This is a genomic window from Rhodococcus huquni, assembly GCF_055231055.1.
This window is the reverse complement of the sequence record NZ_JBUYWE010000001.1, coordinates 136,564-153,078: the sequence shown is the minus strand read 5'-3', so window position 1 is coordinate 153,078 and position 16,515 is coordinate 136,564. Positions and strand designations below refer to the sequence as shown.

Genomic DNA, 16,515 nt, shown 5'->3' with positions numbered 1-16,515 from the left:
CCCGTGATCGTCGGCATCGACGCCACCGTGAGGACGCGGGCTTGCAAGCGTTCGACCTCTTCCTTTGCTAACGTAACGGACTTGACTGACGGTCGCGGAGCACGCGACCACATCGCGAAATGGGCAACGAAAAGATGCGTGCATCAGGTACGTGCCCCGTTTCGATCGATGACTGCGCTGGGGAGCGCACAACCTATGAATGCACCAGATCAACAGATCACTGCAGAAGAGATAGCGGAATCCAGCGACGTCACCCTCACTGACGAATCCGCCGTCAAGCGAGCCGTCAAAGCCACGATGCTCGGCAACGCGATGGAGTGGTTCGACTTCGGTGTCTACGCCTACTTGGCGACGACGATCGGCAAGGTCTTCTTCCCTGACGTCAACGGCACCGCTCAGTTGCTGTCCACGTTCGCGATCTTCGCTGCAGCGTTCATCGTCCGTCCGCTCGGCGGCTTCTTCTTCGGTCCGCTAGGCGACCGGATCGGCCGCAAGAAGGTCCTCGCGACCACCATCATCATGATGGCCGGCAGCACCTTCCTGATCGGCCTCATCCCGAGCTACGGATCCATCGGCATCGCCGCGCCGATCCTGCTGGTCGTGCTTCGCCTCATCCAGGGCTTCTCCACCGGCGGCGAGTACGGCGGTGCCAGCACCTTCGTCGCGGAGTACGCACCCGACAAGCGTCGCGGATACTTCGCGAGCTTCCTCGAGTTCGGCACCCTCGCGGGCTACGCGGCCGCTGCCGGCCTGGTCACGATCATCACCACGGTGGCGAGCGAAGAGGTCCTGGTCGACTGGGCATGGCGCATTCCGTTCCTCATCGCCGGCCCGCTCGGTCTCATCGGCCTCTACCTGCGACTGAAGCTCGAAGAGACACCGGCTTTCCAGCAGATGGAGAAGGCGGAGAAGGACTCGATGGCGTCGGAGTCGACCGGAAAGAAGCTCCGGGAGACCCTCGTCGAGAACTGGCGTCCGCTGGTGTTGTGCATCCTGCTGGTCGCCTCGTACAACATTGCTCACTACGGCCTGCTCAGCTACATGCCGACGTACCTCACCAACACGCTGGGCTACGACGAGTCGCACGGCCTCGTCCTGATGATCATCGTGATGGTCCTGATGATGGCGGCCATCACGTTCGTCGGGAAGTACTCCGACAAGGTCGGACGTAAGCCGCTGCTGCTGACGGGCTTCATCGGATTCTTCTTGCTGTCGCTGCCCGCGTACCTGCTGATCGGTGTCGGGCACTACCTCACGATCTTCGTCGGATTGGCGATCCTCGGCGGACTGCTGCTGATGTTCGTCGGCGTGTTCCCGTCGGTTCTGCCGGCCCTGTTCCCGACCGGGATTCGTTACGGCGGACTCGCGATCGGCTACAACCTGGCCGTGTCGATCTTCGGCGGGACCACTCCACTGATACTCACTGCCCTCACCGATGCGACGGACAGCGACCTGGTCGCACCCATATACATGATGGTCGCGGCGGTGATCGGCACCATCACGGTTCTGATGATCAAGGAAACTGCTCGTCGCCCGCTCGACGGTTCGCCGCCTGCGGTCTCGACCGAGAAGGAGGCGCGCCGCATCATCCGACGCAGCCGCATCCTCATGGCCAAGAAGGCACGCAAGCCGCGCGGAGACAGCACGCTCGTCGAGTGACCCGAGTCCGGGCTAGCCTCGGCACATGCCCGACTCACCCGGTACAGCGTCGAACCCGCCACGAGTCGTCGTGGTCGGCAGTATCAACATGGATCTGACGACCACGACGACTCGTCTCCCCACTCCGGGCGAGACCGTCCTCGGTGAATCGTTCACCACCCGGCCCGGCGGCAAAGGGGCCAACCAGGCCGTCGCAGCAGTCCACGCCGGCGCCGCCGTCGACTTCGTCGGTGCTGTCGGATCGGACAGCTTCTCCGCCGAACTCCGCCGGTCCCTCGTCGATGCGCAGGTCGGCGTCACCGGCCTCCGCGAGGTGGACGGGCCGAGTGGTGTCGCCGTCATCGTCGTGGACGAATCCGGGCAGAACAACATCGTCGTCGTCGCGGGCGCCAACTCCGCCCTCGTCGAGTTGGGCGACGCAGACCTCGCTGCCATCGCCTCGGCGGACATCCTGTTGTGCCAGCTCGAGATTCCCGTGAACGTAGTGGTCGCGGCGGCGCAACATGCACGAGCGAACGACACGATCGTGGTGCTCAACCCGTCCCCGGTCCGGGATCTCCCAGACGCTCTTCTCGCCTGCGTCGACGTGCTCGTGGTCAACGAGTCCGAAGCACGTGCCCTCGGATCGTCGGCCGACCGCGTACCTCACGTGGTGACCACCCGTGGACGTGACGGTGCCGTTCATCGTGGCGCCGACGGCGAACACCTTCGTGTGCCCTCTCCCACCGTCGCCACCGTGGACACGACCGGCGCCGGTGACGCCTTCACCGGGGCACTCGCCGTGCGGTGGGCCTGCGGGCCACGGACAGCGCTCGAGTTCGCCTGTGCTGCGGGAGCTCTTGCCACCACCGAACACGGCGCAGGCGCATCCGCGCCCCACCGATCCGAAATCGAGGCTGCACTCGCCTGACGGCTTCGCAGCGTGCCCGTGCCGAACGCTTGTGTCGGCCGTGTCGTGCACCATGGGGCACATGACGACTGCTACCGCACCCGACCTTCGGGACGAAGCCGAACGAATCCTTCGCGAGCTGGCAGGTCCGGATGCGCGGCTCCGCGAAGATCAGTGGGTTGCCATCGAGGCCCTCGTCGTCGGGCGCCGCCGAGCCCTGGTGGTTCAGCGCACGGGCTGGGGAAAATCGGCCGTCTACTTCATTGCCGCGAAGTTGCTGCGCGCGTCCGGTCACGGCCCGACCGTCATCGTTTCGCCGCTTCTCGCCCTCATGCGAAATCAGGTGGAGGCAGCGGATCGTGCAGGCGTTCGTGCCGCCACTATCAACTCGGGCAACGTCACCGAGTGGGACGACATCCATCGGCGGGTTGCCGCACGCGAACTCGACGTGCTCCTCGTCAGCCCGGAGCGATTGAACAACCCGGATTTCCGAGATACCGTCCTCCCCTCGCTCGCGTCCGACGCAGGCCTCGTCGTGGTGGACGAGGCGCACTGCGTATCGGACTGGGGTCACGACTTCCGTCCGGACTACCGGCGAATCAAGACGTTGATCGCCGAACTCGGGACCGGCATTCCGGTCCTCGCCACCACCGCCACAGCGAACGACCGCGTCGTGGAGGACGTCTCCACCCAACTCGGAGTGGGCGGCGGAGAGACCCTGGTACTGCGTGGCGGACTCGAACGGGAATCGCTCCGCCTCTCGGTGGTGCGGATACCGGAGGTCACCGCTCGTGCGGCGTGGCTCTGCGATCGACTGGGCGAACTCCCCGGGTCCGGAATCATCTATGCGCTCACCGTGTCCGCGGCCCGCGACCTTGCCACCCTTCTCACGGATCAGGGGCACACCGTTGCCGCGTACACGGGGCAGACCGACGCGACCGAACGCGAGAGCCTCGAAAGAGACCTGCTCGACAACAAGGTGAAGGCGCTGGTCGCAACCTCCGCACTGGGTATGGGCTTCGACAAACCGGACCTCGGCTTCGTCGTCCATCTGGGCGCACCGTCCTCCCCCATCTCCTACTACCAGCAGGTGGGCCGTGCCGGGCGTGCGACGGAACGCGCAGAGGTGATCCTGCTGCCCGGCGCCGAGGATCGTCAGATCTGGAGCTACTTCGCGTCGGTCGCGTTTCCACGTGAACCCGTCGTCCGCCGCGTCATCGAGGTCCTGGACGACACCCGTCCACAATCGACCCCGGCGCTCGAACCGCTCGTCGAGCTGGGGCGCACCCGTTTGGAGATGGTGCTCAAGGTGCTCGACGTAGACGGCGCCGTGCGCAGGGTGAAGGGCGGCTGGATCTCCACTGGGCAGAACTGGGAATACGACGCCGAGCGCTATGAGCGACTGGAGAATGCCCGTGAGGCCGAACAGCAGGCCATGCTCGACTACCAGACGCTCACCACCTGTCGGATGAACTTTCTCCGCGGGCAACTCGACGATCCCGGCCTGTCCGCGGAGAGCCCGGGATGCGGGCGCTGCGACAACTGCACCGGCACGATTCACGACACGACCGTCGAACAAGGCGCCCTCGACGACACCCGATCGCGACTGGAACGACCAGGTGTGGATCTGCCGCCCCGAAAGCAGTGGCCTACCGGGCTCACCAAACTCGGCGTCGATCTGTCGGGCAAGATCACCGACGGCCCGGAGGCCGGGCGCGTTCTGGGGCGATTGTCCGATCTCGGGTGGGGCCAGAAGCTGAGGGCGTTGTTGGACGCCGGAGACGGCCCCGTGCCGGACGAGGTCGTGCGCGCATGCGTCGGTGTGCTTGCGTCGTGGGACTGGGCCCAGCGACCGACATCGGTGATAGCTGTGGAATCGCCCACCCACCCTCAGCTGTCGGCCTCGCTCGGTGCCGCGTTGGCCGGACTCGGGCGACTGGAGGACCTGGGCACCCTGCACCTGACTCCTGGACACCCCCGCGTCTCCGCCGCGAACTCGGCCTATCGAGTGGCCGGCCTGGTAGGCGCCTGGGAGGTGCCGAACAGCATCACGGAAGCGACGGGGCCGGTCCTCCTCGTCGACGCGATGACCGACACCGGCTGGACGCTGACGATGGCGGCTCGAACGATCAGGCAAGCGGGAGCCGACAGCGTGCTTCCGTTCGCGCTCGCCAGCCCTCGGTGAGCGCGGTGAGCACACAGCTGAAGAGGTCCGAGCAGGGTAGAATGTGGCGTAGATCACATCCCCCGTCTCACCTGCAGGACTCTCGGGTCTGGGGTGTCCAATTCGGAACGGTAGATGAAATCGACACCGATCGTTGTTACGTTCGTATTTCCAATGACGCCTGATCAAAAGAGTGCTAACCCGACCACCGCGCCGGACGCGGTGTTGTTTCGCAGCCCACAGATCGCAGACGGAGTCCGGCTCTGGGAGATCGCCAGGAATACGGAAGTACTCGATCTGAATTCGAGTTACGCCTACCTGCTGTGGTGCCGAGATTTCAGCCGCTCGTCGGTTGTCACGGTTGTCGACGACCGGGTCGTAGGGTTCGTCACGGGGTTCAGACGCCCCGACGCCCCCCACGTCCTGATGGTCTGGCAGGTTGCCGTAGACGCCGACCAGCGCGGCAAAGGCTTGGCCGGCCGGATGCTCAGTGAGCTTCTCGATCGCCTCGCCCCGGATGGGGTGACGCATCTCGAGACCACGATCAGCCCCGACAACGAGGCATCGATCGCACTGTTCACAGCACTGGCCCGCCGTCGAGACACGACCATCACTCGGACGGATTTGTTCGCGCCCGAGAATTTTCCCGATGGCCACGAAGCCGAAGACTTGTACACAATCGGCGATTAGCACGCCCGGAGGAATGCACAACAATGAATGCAGTCGATAACAGTATTTTCGAGAAGCTCGAATCCGAGGTTCGCAGCTACAGCCGCGGTTGGCCCGCAGTGTTCACCACGGCCTCGGGGTCGTGGATCAAGGCTGAGAACGGTCGTGAGTACCTCGACTTCTTTGCCGGCGCAGGTGCTCTCAACTACGGGCACAACAACCCGATCCTGAAGAAGGCCCTGCTCGATTACATCGCCTCGGACGGAATCACGCACGGCCTGGACATGTACACGCCGGCCAAGCGCGATCTGCTCGAGTCGTTCGATCGGAACGTCCTGCAGCCGCGTGACCTCGACTACAAGGTCCAGTTCCCCGGCCCCACCGGCACCAATGCCGTCGAGGCCGCACTGAAGCTCGCGCGTAAGGTGACGGGCCGCTCGTCGATCATCAACTTCACCAATGCCTTCCACGGCATGACGCTCGGCGCCCTGTCCGTGACCGGCAACTCGATGAAGCGCGCCGGCGCCGGCATCCCCCTGGTCCACGCGACACCGATGCCGTTCGACAACTACTTCGACGGTGTCACCGAGGACTTCCACTGGTTCTCCCGCGTGCTCGACGACTCGGGCAGTGGCCTGAATCGTCCCGCCGCCGTGATCGTCGAGACCGTTCAGGGTGAGGGCGGCGTCAACGTTGCTCGTCCCGAGTGGCTGCGCGCACTGGCCGACCTGTGTGCCGAGCGCGACATCCTGCTCATCGTCGACGACGTGCAGATGGGTTGCGGCCGCACCGGCCCGTTCTTCTCGTTCGAGATCGCGGGCATCAAGCCCGACATCGTCACGTTGTCGAAGTCGATCGGCGGCTACGGCCTGCCGATGGCCCTCACGCTCTTCAAGCGTGAACTCGACGTGTGGGGCCCCGGCGAGCACAACGGCACCTTCCGTGGCAACAACCCGTCCTTCGTGACGGCCACCGCGGCTCTCGACAACTACTGGTCGGACGACAAGTTGGCGAAGGAGACTCCCGTCAAGGGTGAGCGCATCAGCAAGGCGTTCACGGCACTTGCCGAGAAGTTCCCGGACAACGTCTCGACCCGCGGCCGCGGCCTCATCCAGGGACTCGTGTTCGCGAACGCCGACGACGCAGGCAAGGTCTGCAAGATCGCGTTCGACGAGGGCCTGCTCGCGGAGACCTCCGGCCCGTCCGACGAGGTTGTGAAGCTTCTCCCGCCGCTGACCATCACCGAGGACGAACTCGACAAGGGACTGTCGATCCTGTCCGAAGCCACCATCCAGGTTTGCAGCTAGAAAGGACCACCACATGATTGTTCGTACCACCGAAGAGATCACCGGCACCGACCGCGACGTCGCGAGCGAAGACGGAAACTGGCGCAGCAAGCGAATCGTCCTCGGCGGCGACAAGGTCGGCTTCTCGTTCCACGAGACCGTCATCAAGGCCGGATCGGTCAACTTGTTCCACTACGCCAATCACGTAGAGGCCGTCTGGCTCGTCGAGGGCACCGGCAAGTTGGTCGATCTCGACAACGACAAGACTTACGATCTCGCTCCGGGTTCGATGTACCTCCTCAACGGCCACGAGCGTCACCGCGTCGAGCCGGACACCGAGATGCGGATGCTGTGCGTGTTCAACCCGCCGGTCACCGGACGTGAGGTTCACGACGAGAACGGTGTCTACCCGCTCATCGAGGAACCCGCGTAACGTCGGGGCATGTCTGCCACGACAAAGATTGCACTCGGCCCCGCCCCGGACCCGCTGCTCACCGAAGCAGTGGTCCGGGGCGGGGCCGTTGTCGCACCACTCGAATCCGCGGATGCACTCGTGTGGGCAGGTGGAGCCGACGAATTTCCGCGCGAACTGCCCGCCGGCATCAAATGGGTCCAACTCCCGGCTGCCGGGATCGAGGACTGGTTCGATGCCGGCGTCGTGACCGGCGAGGCCGGCGTCACCTGGACGTCCGCGGCCGGCGCCTTCGCTGCGACCGTCGCCGAACACGCACTCACACTGCTCCTCGCAGGAGTCCGGGCCCTCCCCGCCCACCTCGCGGCAACGACGTGGAGCCAGCAGGAACTGTTCCACCGCGTGGGAACGTTGCGCGGGACCACGGTTGCCATCGTGGGCGCCGGCGGAATCGGGCGAGCGCTGGTGCCGATGCTTGCTGCTCTCGGCGCGAACACCATTGCAGTGAATCGATCGGGAAGTCCGGTACCCGGTGCGATTGCAACCTTTCCGACAAGTCGCCTGAACGAGGTGTGGTCGCGCGCCGACCACTTCGTGATCGCTGCACCCGCGACCACTGCGACCTATCACCTGGTCGGCAGAGACGAACTCGCGCAGATGAAGTCGAACGCATGGGTCGTGAACGTGGCGCGTGGGACCCTCGTCGACACCGACGCTCTGGTCGACGCACTGCGCGACGGGAGGATCGGCGGCGCAGGCCTCGATGTGACCGAACCCGAACCTCTCCCCGACGGCCATCCTCTCTGGACTCTCCCCAACGTGATCGTGACGCCGCACGATTCGAACCCACCCGCCGTGCGCCCGCCTGCTTTCGCAGAGCATGTCGCACTCAACGTCGCCCGGTTCGTCGCCGGCGAGCCGCTCGCCGCACGAATCGATCCGGTGGTCGGCTACTGACGGAGGCTGCCGTGTCCGTGGAATACCCCGTCTCGGTGGAGTCCCTCGTCGCGTTGATGCGGGGGCGCACCGCGTGCGTGCTGACTGGTGCCGGTATGTCCACCGATTCCGGGATTCCCGACTACCGCGGCCCGGATTCGCCACCTCGCACCCCGATGACCTACCAGCAGTTCGTCGGCGACTCGGCCTTTCGCCGACATTACTGGGCCCGAAATCATCTCGGCTGGCGGCACATGGATTCGACACGACCCAACCGCGGTCACCGAGCGTTGGCGTCACTCGAACGCGAGGGCCTGGTCAACGGCGTGATCACGCAGAACGTGGACCTTCTGCACACCAAGGCCGGCAGTCGGCGTGTGATCGATCTCCACGGCTGCTACGCGCAGGTCCGCTGCCTTACCTGTGATCACCTGATCTCGCGGGTGACTCTGGCCGGCCGCCTCGAACGTGCCAACCCCGACTTCGCTCGAACCGTCACCGCCTCGACAGGTGTCGAGATCGCACCCGATGCCGATGCCGTGATCTCCGAGACCGAGCACTTCGTCATGGTCGACTGCGAGAACTGCGGCGGGATCCTCAAACCCGACATCGTCTACTTCGGTGAATCGGTACCGAAGTGGCGGGTCGAGGCAGCGTTCGCGATGGTCGACGAAGCGGACCTGCTGGTTGTCGCAGGTTCTTCCCTCACCGTGATGTCGGGACTACGTTTCGTCCGGCGCGCCGCGCGGCAGGGAACGCCGATCGTCATCGTCAACCGCGGGACGACCCGCGGAGACGAATTCGCCACGCTCACAATCGATGCGGGAACATCCGAGGTGCTGACCGCGGCAGTCGCTTCCCTCGGTCAGATGGGAACGAGATCATCCGCGTGAACGACCGGCCGCTGCATGTCGGCAGGCAACTCACGAGTGGATCGGCCCTGCATCTGCGCAATCTCGTGCGAATCGTACGAGACCACTCCCCTCGCCACCGGCCGATCCTGCGCGCCGACGAGTGCGACGACGTCGCCGCAATAGAAGGTGCCCGTCACCGCTGTGATCCCCGCAGGCAGTAGCGAACGCCTGCCCTGCACCACGGCGCGAACCGCACCCTCGTCGAGATGCACCGCGCCGCTCTCGTCTGCGGCATGGCGCACCCAGAACCGGCGGGAGGACAACCGGGTCGGGCGCGCGCTGAACGCCGTTCCGACACTCGCGTCTCGCAATGCCGCTTCTGCTTCCGATGCGGCGGCGAGCAGCACGGGAACGCCCGCATCCGCCGCCAGTCGCGCAGCGGACAGTTTGGAGGCCATTCCACCCGTACCCAATGCGCCACCGGAACCGGCTACGACGCCATCGAGATCTTCGGGGCTCGCAACCTCACGAATCATCGTCGCGTTGCCCTTGCGTGGGTCCCCGTCGTAGAGACCGTCGACGTCCGACAACAGGACGAGCGCGTCGGCCCCCACGAGGTGAGCCACCAACGCCGCAAGCCGATCGTTGTCACCGAATCGCAATTCGGTGGTCGCGACGGTGTCGTTCTCGTTGACCACGGCAACGGCGTGCAGCGCGCGCAGCCGGTCGAGAGTCCGCTGCGCATTACGGTGTTGCGCACGACGAGCGATGTCGTCCGCGGTGAGTAGTACCTGACCGACCGTGCGGTCGTACCGCGCGAACGACGTCCCCCAGGCATGCGCCAACGCCAGCTGGCCGACACTCGCCGCCGCCTGCTTGGTTGCGAGATCCCGGGGACGCTTGCTCAGGCCGAGCGGGGCAAGCCCGGCACCCACAGCTCCCGACGAGACGACCACGACGTCGGATCCGGAACGCATGCGCGCTTCGATGGCGTCCGCCAGCCGATCCAGCCTGCCGACGTCGAGCCCACCCACGAGGCTGGTCAGAGCGGACGAACCGATCTTGACGACGATACTGTGCGCCGACGCCACCGTGTCTCGGGTGACGCTCATCCTTCGTCGGGATCGAGGCCTTCGAGACCGCGACGAATTCGATGTGCGTGCTTACGTTCGTCAGCACCGATTCGGTCGACCTGGTCCAATCGCGCATCCGTGCCGCGACCGGTCCGAGTGAGGTCGACGCCGGCCGGAGTCTGCGGTGCCCACTCGAAGCTCACGTCGCCGATCGTGACCGAGCATCCGGGCTCTGCACCCTGCTTGACCAGCGCGTCCTCCACGCCCAACCGAGCCAGCCGGTCCGCGAGGTATCCGACTGCCTCGTCGTTCGCGAACTGCGTCTGTGCGATCCAGCGCTCCGGACGGCTGCCGCGAACGACGAATCCGCCCGGCACCTCCGGATCGGCGAACACCTCGAAGCTGGACTCGTTGCGGGCCACCGGACGGATGACCTGGCGCTTCGGCTCCGCCTTCGGATGAGCCTCGCGGTAGGCCTCCACCATGGAAGCCAGCGCGAAGGTCAATGGCCGCAGGCCGTCCCGACTCACGGCCGAGATCGTGAAGACCGGCCATCCGCGCGCTTCGAGGTCCGGGGTGACCATCTCTGCCAGCTCGGCGGCCTCGGGCACATCCGCCTTGTTCAGAATCACGATGCGCGGACGATCCGCCAGGTCGCCGAGGCTCGAATCGCCGGAGAGCGCGGGCTTGTAGGCCGCCAGTTCGGATTCGAGCGCGTCGATGTCGGAAATCGGATCGCGGCCGGGCTCGAGGGTGGCGCAGTCGACGACGTGGGCGAGCACCGCACAGCGCTCGAGGTGCCGCAGGAAGTCGAGTCCCAGTCCGCGGCCGTCACTTGCACCGGGAATCAGACCCGGCACGTCGGCCACGGTGAAGGTGGTGTCGCCGCTGGACACCACGCCCAGATTCGGAACCAGCGTGGTGAAGGGGTAGTCGGCGATCTTCGGCTTGGCAGCAGAGAGCACCGAGACCAGGGAAGACTTTCCCGCCGAAGGGAAACCCACGAGACCGACGTCGGCTACCGATTTGAGCTCGAGCACCAGATCGCGCTCGATGCCGTCTTCACCGAGCAGCGCGAAGCCGGGAGCCTTGCGCGCCTTGGAAGAGAGCGCCGCGTTTCCCAGTCCGCCGCGGCCACCCTGTGCGGCCTCGAAGCGGGTGCCGATTCCCACGAGGTCGGCGATGAAGTTCCCGCTCTTGTCGAGAACGACCGTGCCGTCCGGAACCTTCAGAACGAGGTCGTCGCCCTGGGCGCCGTCACGATTGCTGCCCATCCCCTGGGTGCCTTTGGTCGCCTTGGCGTTGGGGTGGAAGTGGAAATCGAGAAGCGTGTGCACATTGCCGTCGACCTCGAGGATCACGTCGCCGCCGCGTCCGCCGTTCCCACCGTCCGGGCCACCGAGCGGCTTGAACTTCTCTCGGTGGACGGAGGCGCAACCATTGCCGCCTTTTCCTGCGCTGACGTGCAGCACAACGCGGTCAATGAATCGGGACATGACTGCCGGATCCTTCCTCAGCCAATCGATCTTGTCTGAAAACTCTGGAACGAAACGTCTGCGAATGCACAGACGTATAAACAAACAATAGGGGCGGACCGGGTATTTCGACCCAGGTCCGCCCCTATTGGGAGCTTGAAACGTCCGACCTCATACGGTCGGGACGGTACGCACTCGCGGCAGGACTAGACCTCTGCCGCCGCCGGAACGATGTTCACGGTCTTGCGTCCACGCTTGGTGCCGAACTCGACGGCACCGGGAGCGAGAGCGAACAGAGTGTCGTCGCCACCGCGGCCGACGTTGACGCCCGGGTGGAAGTGGGTTCCGCGCTGGCGAACCAGGATCTCTCCCGCACCGACGGCCTGTCCACCGAAACGCTTCACGCCGAGGCGCTGGGAATTCGAATCGCGACCGTTACGGGAGCTGGATGCACCCTTCTTATGTGCCATGTTGTTGACCCTCCTCGGGTGAAATCAGCTGAAGAAGAATTAGTTACTTGATACCGGTGACCTTGAGGACCGTCAGCTTCTGCCTGTGGCCCTGACGCTTGTGGTAACCGGTCTTGTTCTTGAACTTGTGAATGCGGATCTTCGGGCCCTTGGTGTGCTCGACAACCTCGCCGGTGACCGACACCTTTGCCAGCTTGGCGGCGTCGGTGGTCAGCTCGGAACCGTCGACGACGAGAACCGGAGCAAGCGAGACAGCAGTGCCGGGCTCACCCTCGATCTTCTCGACCTTGACGAGGTCACCAACAGCGACCTTGTACTGCTTTCCGCCGGTCTTGACGATCGCGTACGTTGCCATCGGAGGGCTACCCCTTGCTTCTTCGAACTTGCTCGCACCGCTGCCTCGAGGCTTTCGATGCAGTGCGACTGGTCTGGTGTGCTTGCCCCTCCGGCTGAAGCCCGCGTGCACTGTAGGCACAGCGGAGCAGTATCGCCGGGGAGCGACTGGTCAAGGTTACAGGACGGCAACCGGTCGAAACAAATTAACGGTCCGGACCCGCTCAGTTGTCGCCGTCGACCGGTGGTCCTGCAGGTCGTGCCGCGGCCCGACGACGGCGCGGACGCGCCGGCGGCGGGACGGCCGGTACTGAAACCGAGGTCGTTTCCTCGACGGGCGCCGGAGATTCGGCCGCGGGCTCGGACTCGGGAACCGATTCGGAGGCCGGAATCACGACGACGGTGCCTTCGGCCGCTCCTTCTCCCGCAGGAGCGGAGGCCGATCGAGAGGCACGCCGACTCCGCCGACGCGGCTTCTCCTGCGAAGATGTGTCCGACACGGGCTCCCCTTCGGAAGCCGGAGTCTCCGGGACGGAGACAGGCTCCGCCACATGCGCAGCAGGATCCTCGACGGGTTCGACAGCGTGTTCCGCAGGCACCCCGGCAGCGGCCACGGGTTCCGGAACGAGCGCAGCCTCGTCGACAGCGGCTGCCGTCTCGACACCTGGTTCGCCCTCGTCGGACTTCGCCTCGTCGTGCACATGGTGCGCCATCGCCAGTGCAACGGGGTGTGCTCGCTTCACCGTCGCGTCGCCGGTCGCGGCCTGCGCCGACGTCTCGTTGCTCGCGGACTGACCGTTGGTGTCCGCCTGGTTCGAGTTCTTGTCCCGTCCACGTCGCTTGCGTGAACTGCCGGAGCCGGACCGCGAGCCGGAGTCTTCCTGCGGCTTCACCTCGACGGGGTCGGCGTGAACGATGATCCCGCGCCCGTGGCAGTGCTCGCAGTTGGTGGAGAACGCCTCGACCAAGCCCGTACCGAGCTTCTTTCGCGTCATCTGCACCAGTCCGAGCGACGTCACCTCGGAAACCTGGTGACGAGTCCGGTCACGGCCCAAGGCCTCGGTGAGACGACGAAGTACCAGGTCGCGGTTCGCTTCGAGGACCATGTCGATGAAGTCCACGACGATCATTCCGCCGATGTCACGCAACCGCATCTGCCGCACGATCTCTTCCGCGGCTTCGAGGTTGTTACGAGTGACGGTCTCTTCGAGGTTGCCGCCGGCCCCGGTGAACTTTCCGGTGTTGACGTCGACGACGGTCATGGCCTCGGTACGGTCGATCACCAGCGTTCCGCCGGAAGGCAACCACACCTTACGGTCGAGCGCCTTCGCCAACTGCTCGTCGATCCGGTGCGCAGCGAAGACGTCGACGCTACTGCCCTCCGCCGTGTACTGCTCGAGTCGCGGAAGCAGATCGGGCGCCACCGACTCGATGTAGGTGTGAACGGTGGACCAGGCCTTGTCGCCTTCGATGACCAGCTTGGTGAAGTCCTCGTTGAAGAGGTCGCGAATCACCTTCACGAGCAGATCGGGTTCCTCGTAGAGCGCCTGCGGATTGCCGGACTTACCGGCGTCGGCCTTGGCGGACTTCTCTTCGATGTCTGCCCACTGCTTCTGCAGACGTGCCACGTCACGAGCGAGTTCTTCCTCGCTGACACCTTCCGATGCCGTGCGAATGATCACGCCTGCATCCGCGGGCACGATCTCGCGGAGAATGTCCTTGAGCCGCTTGCGTTCGGTGTCCGGCAACTTCCGGCTGATGCCGGTGGACGTACCGCCCGGCACATAGACCAGGAAGCGGCCCGCGAGGCTGATCTGGGTGGTCAGACGAGCACCCTTGTGACCCACGGGGTCCTTGCTGACCTGAACCAGAACCTGATCGCCGGGCTTGAGCGCCTGCTCGATCTTGCGCGAGTGGCCGCCGAGTCCTGCCGCTTCCCAGTTGACCTCGCCCGCATACAGGACGCCGTTGCGGCCACGGCCGATGTCGATGAACGCAGCTTCCATACTGGGCAGCACGTTCTGCACGCGGCCCAGATACACGTTGCCGACCATCGACGCCGACGACGAAGTCGTCACGAAGTGCTCGACCAGCACCGAATCCTCGAGCACGGCCACCTGTGTGGTCGCGTGCGGCTGCCCGCTACCCATGCGGTCACGGACGACCATCACGCGGTCGACGGATTCGCGCCTGGCGAGGAACTCGGACTCGGAAAGAATCGGTGGGCGACGGCGTCCCGCGTCCCGCCCGTCACGACGCCGCTGACGCTTGGCCTCGAGCCTGGTGGAACCGGTGATTCCCTGAACTTCGTCCTTCGACCGGTTCTTGTTCCGCGGCTCACGCTCGTGAACGACGGTGTTCGGCGGATCGTCTTCCGAGGTCGAATCCGTGGACGAATCGCCGCCGGACTTGCGACGACGCCGCCTGCGCCGACGCCGATTGCCGTCAGCCGACTCGCCGTCACCGGAGTCCGTGCTCGACGACTCCGAATCACCGTCTGCGCTCTTGTCGCTCTTGTCCGAATCCTTGGACTCGGCCGGAGCGTCGGCAGCGGTTTCGGAAGACTGCTTCTGGGCCTTACCGCCGTTCTTCGAGTCGGAATCCGCCTTCTTCGACGCGTCGCCCGATTCGGAGTCGGAGTCGTTGCCGCCGTCCTCGCCCGTCTGCTCGCCGCGGCCGCGTCCACGCCCGCGCCGTCCACGACGACGACGCCTCGGCTGATCGTCGTCGTTCTCGGCGCGGTCGCTGTCGGTCCGCTCGTCGTCCTCGGACTTGTCGGTGTCTTCGGACTTGCCTCCGTCTGGCGTACGCGCGGGGCCGGCCGTCGACTTCGGCTTCTCGGAATCACTCGCGTCGTCCTCGGAGGAGGCGGTGCCAGTTTCCCCCGCAGCCCGACTCGGGGCAGCAGCGGCGCGACTGCTCCGGCGTCGACGTGGCGCGGCTTCGAGGTCGGGCTGGAGGAAGAGTGGAACCTGGGCAGCGGGCTCTCCCGAAGAAGCTTCTCCGGAAGGCGCCGACTCGACGGACCGATCCTGCGCCGGGGGCGGAGTGAACAGCGAAGGCTCGGCGGCCGGAACCGGGTCCGACGTGGGTGCACCGAGCGCAGCCGCAGCCTCGGCGACCGGCTCCGAGACACCGGACTCCGCCGGTGCGTCGGCCGCGGCCGGTGCCACGAGTGCCGTGCGGATCTGTTCGGCCGCGTCTTTCAGCACGCTCGACTGAGCGCTGCGCAGCTCCGTACCCAGCTTCGCCGCCTCGGCTATGACCTGCTTGCTCGTCACACCGAGCAGCTTCGCAAGGGCGTGCACTCGAATCTTCGCTGGAAGCTCGGGGGTCTCGCTTCCGGCAGCAACCGAAGTGGTGGGCGGCTCTAGTTCGGCCACGTAGTCTCCTCAGCCCCCGGGCGCGTCCACTTCCTTCGAAGTGTCACGCGGCCACGCGAGGGCGCAGTGTGTGTACTCACGCCCGGGATGTGAGCGCGAGATTGTCTGGTCTCGCTCCACGCGACCGGCAGTGTCCGTTAGCACTGCACTCCACGTGGCGCCTTGCGGATGGCGTTCACCCTCTACGCGAGCGCCTGATCATCCAGCGTGCGCATCGCCCGGGTACTTCCCGTTGACGGTGTGCAGCGATGAAGGGCATCGCGGCGAGGTGCCACCCGGTCGAATGCACGGCTAGCTCGAATTGTGCTTCGACCTTCCTCAGTATCCCACACCGGTGGCGGGGTCCATGACAACGGCGCACCGAATGTTCTCACTGGATCGAACAGCTCGGTCCCACTCGCACCGCATCGGTACGGGTGGGACCGCTGACTTCGAATCGACTGCTGGCCACGGACCAGCAGGTCAAACAGGTAACTGCCGCTCAGGCCGGAGCGAAGCCCGGGAACCAGAGTGCGATCTCACGCTCTGCCGACTCCACGGAGTCGGAACCGTGAACGAGGTTCTGCTGCGTCTCGAGGCCGAGGTCACCACGAATGCTGCCGTTGGCGGCCTTCTCCACGGGATCGGTGCCACCGGCGAGCTGCCGGAACGCGGCGATCGCGCGGGGGCCTTCGAGAACGGCCGCCACGAGCGGGCCGGACGTGATGAAGTCCAGAAGGCTCTGATAGAAGGGACGTTCCGCGTGCTCCGCGTAGTGGCTCGCCGCGACGTCCTGCGACGCGGTCTTCAGCTCGAGAGCTGCAATCGTGAGCCCCTTCCGCTCGATGCGGGAGAGGATCTCTCCGACGTAACCACGCGAAACAGCGTCGGGCTTGATAAGTACAAGGGTGCGCTCAGTCACGGCAGAGAGCC

At 65.5% G+C, this 16,515-nt stretch carries 14 protein-coding genes; 8 read left to right on the top strand and 6 right to left on the bottom strand.

What is annotated here, in order from left to right:
• The first annotated feature begins 195 nt into the window (after window positions 1-195).
• From ACZI8R_RS00685 to ACZI8R_RS00650, 8 genes are all read left to right on the top strand, one after another.
• Complete coding sequence (locus tag ACZI8R_RS00685) at window positions 196-1,659, top strand: MFS transporter (protein WP_463377642.1); 1,464 nt, start codon at window positions 196-198, stop codon at window positions 1,657-1,659.
• 25 nt (window positions 1,660-1,684) lie between these two features.
• A complete protein-coding gene (locus ACZI8R_RS00680) occupies window positions 1,685-2,569 on the top strand; it encodes a ribokinase (RefSeq protein ID WP_463377641.1) in 885 nt (294 codons plus the stop codon).
• A gap of 61 nt (window positions 2,570-2,630) precedes the next feature.
• Entirely contained in the window at window positions 2,631-4,733 is a 2,103-nt protein-coding gene (locus ACZI8R_RS00675) for a RecQ family ATP-dependent DNA helicase (RefSeq protein WP_463377640.1), read from the top strand.
• 153 nt (window positions 4,734-4,886) lie between these two features.
• The gene (ectA, locus tag ACZI8R_RS00670; protein WP_463377639.1) at window positions 4,887-5,402 is read left to right on the top strand and encodes a diaminobutyrate acetyltransferase; all 516 of its coding nucleotides are present in this window, start codon (window positions 4,887-4,889) and stop codon (window positions 5,400-5,402) included.
• 23 nt (window positions 5,403-5,425) lie between these two features.
• On the top strand, window positions 5,426-6,688 hold the full coding sequence (gene ectB / locus ACZI8R_RS00665; RefSeq protein ID WP_463377638.1) for a diaminobutyrate--2-oxoglutarate transaminase: 1,263 nt from the start codon (window positions 5,426-5,428) through the stop codon (window positions 6,686-6,688).
• 13 nt (window positions 6,689-6,701) lie between these two features.
• The gene (locus ACZI8R_RS00660; protein ID WP_463377637.1) at window positions 6,702-7,100 is read left to right on the top strand and encodes an ectoine synthase; all 399 of its coding nucleotides are present in this window, start codon (window positions 6,702-6,704) and stop codon (window positions 7,098-7,100) included.
• Window positions 7,101-7,109: 9 nt separating this feature from the next.
• Window positions 7,110-8,036, top strand: a complete 927-nt coding sequence (locus ACZI8R_RS00655) for a D-isomer specific 2-hydroxyacid dehydrogenase family protein (protein ID WP_463377636.1) — start codon at window positions 7,110-7,112, stop codon at window positions 8,034-8,036.
• 56 nt (window positions 8,037-8,092) lie between these two features.
• On the top strand, window positions 8,093-8,908 hold the full coding sequence (locus tag ACZI8R_RS00650; protein ID WP_463378175.1) for a Sir2 family NAD-dependent protein deacetylase: 816 nt from the start codon (window positions 8,093-8,095) through the stop codon (window positions 8,906-8,908).
• Here the strand turns inward: ACZI8R_RS00650 and proB are convergent.
• From proB to ndk, 6 genes are all read right to left on the bottom strand, one after another.
• On the bottom strand, window positions 8,881-9,981 hold the full coding sequence (gene proB, locus ACZI8R_RS00645) for a glutamate 5-kinase (RefSeq protein ID WP_463377635.1): 1,101 nt from the start codon (window positions 9,979-9,981) through the stop codon (window positions 8,881-8,883). The genes ACZI8R_RS00650 and proB overlap by 28 nt on opposite strands.
• Window positions 9,978-11,438, bottom strand: a complete 1,461-nt coding sequence (gene obgE / locus ACZI8R_RS00640) for a GTPase ObgE (RefSeq protein ID WP_463377634.1) — start codon at window positions 11,436-11,438, stop codon at window positions 9,978-9,980. Before obgE ends, proB begins: the two co-directional genes overlap by 4 nt.
• Before the next feature lie 185 nt (window positions 11,439-11,623).
• Window positions 11,624-11,887: a 50S ribosomal protein L27 gene (gene rpmA / locus ACZI8R_RS00635; RefSeq protein ID WP_463377633.1), complete on the bottom strand. Its 264-nt coding sequence runs from the start codon at window positions 11,885-11,887 to the stop codon at window positions 11,624-11,626.
• Between the two features lie 43 nt (window positions 11,888-11,930).
• On the bottom strand, window positions 11,931-12,242 hold the full coding sequence (gene rplU / locus ACZI8R_RS00630; RefSeq protein ID WP_378577566.1) for a 50S ribosomal protein L21: 312 nt from the start codon (window positions 12,240-12,242) through the stop codon (window positions 11,931-11,933).
• Between the two features lie 202 nt (window positions 12,243-12,444).
• Complete coding sequence (locus tag ACZI8R_RS00625) at window positions 12,445-15,603, bottom strand: translation initiation factor IF-2 N-terminal domain-containing protein (RefSeq protein ID WP_463377632.1); 3,159 nt, start codon at window positions 15,601-15,603, stop codon at window positions 12,445-12,447.
• Window positions 15,604-16,084: 481 nt separating this feature from the next.
• Window positions 16,085-16,504, bottom strand: coding sequence for a nucleoside-diphosphate kinase (gene ndk, locus ACZI8R_RS00620; protein ID WP_463377631.1), 420 nt, complete (start codon window positions 16,502-16,504; stop codon window positions 16,085-16,087).
• Window positions 16,505-16,515 lie beyond the last annotated feature (11 nt).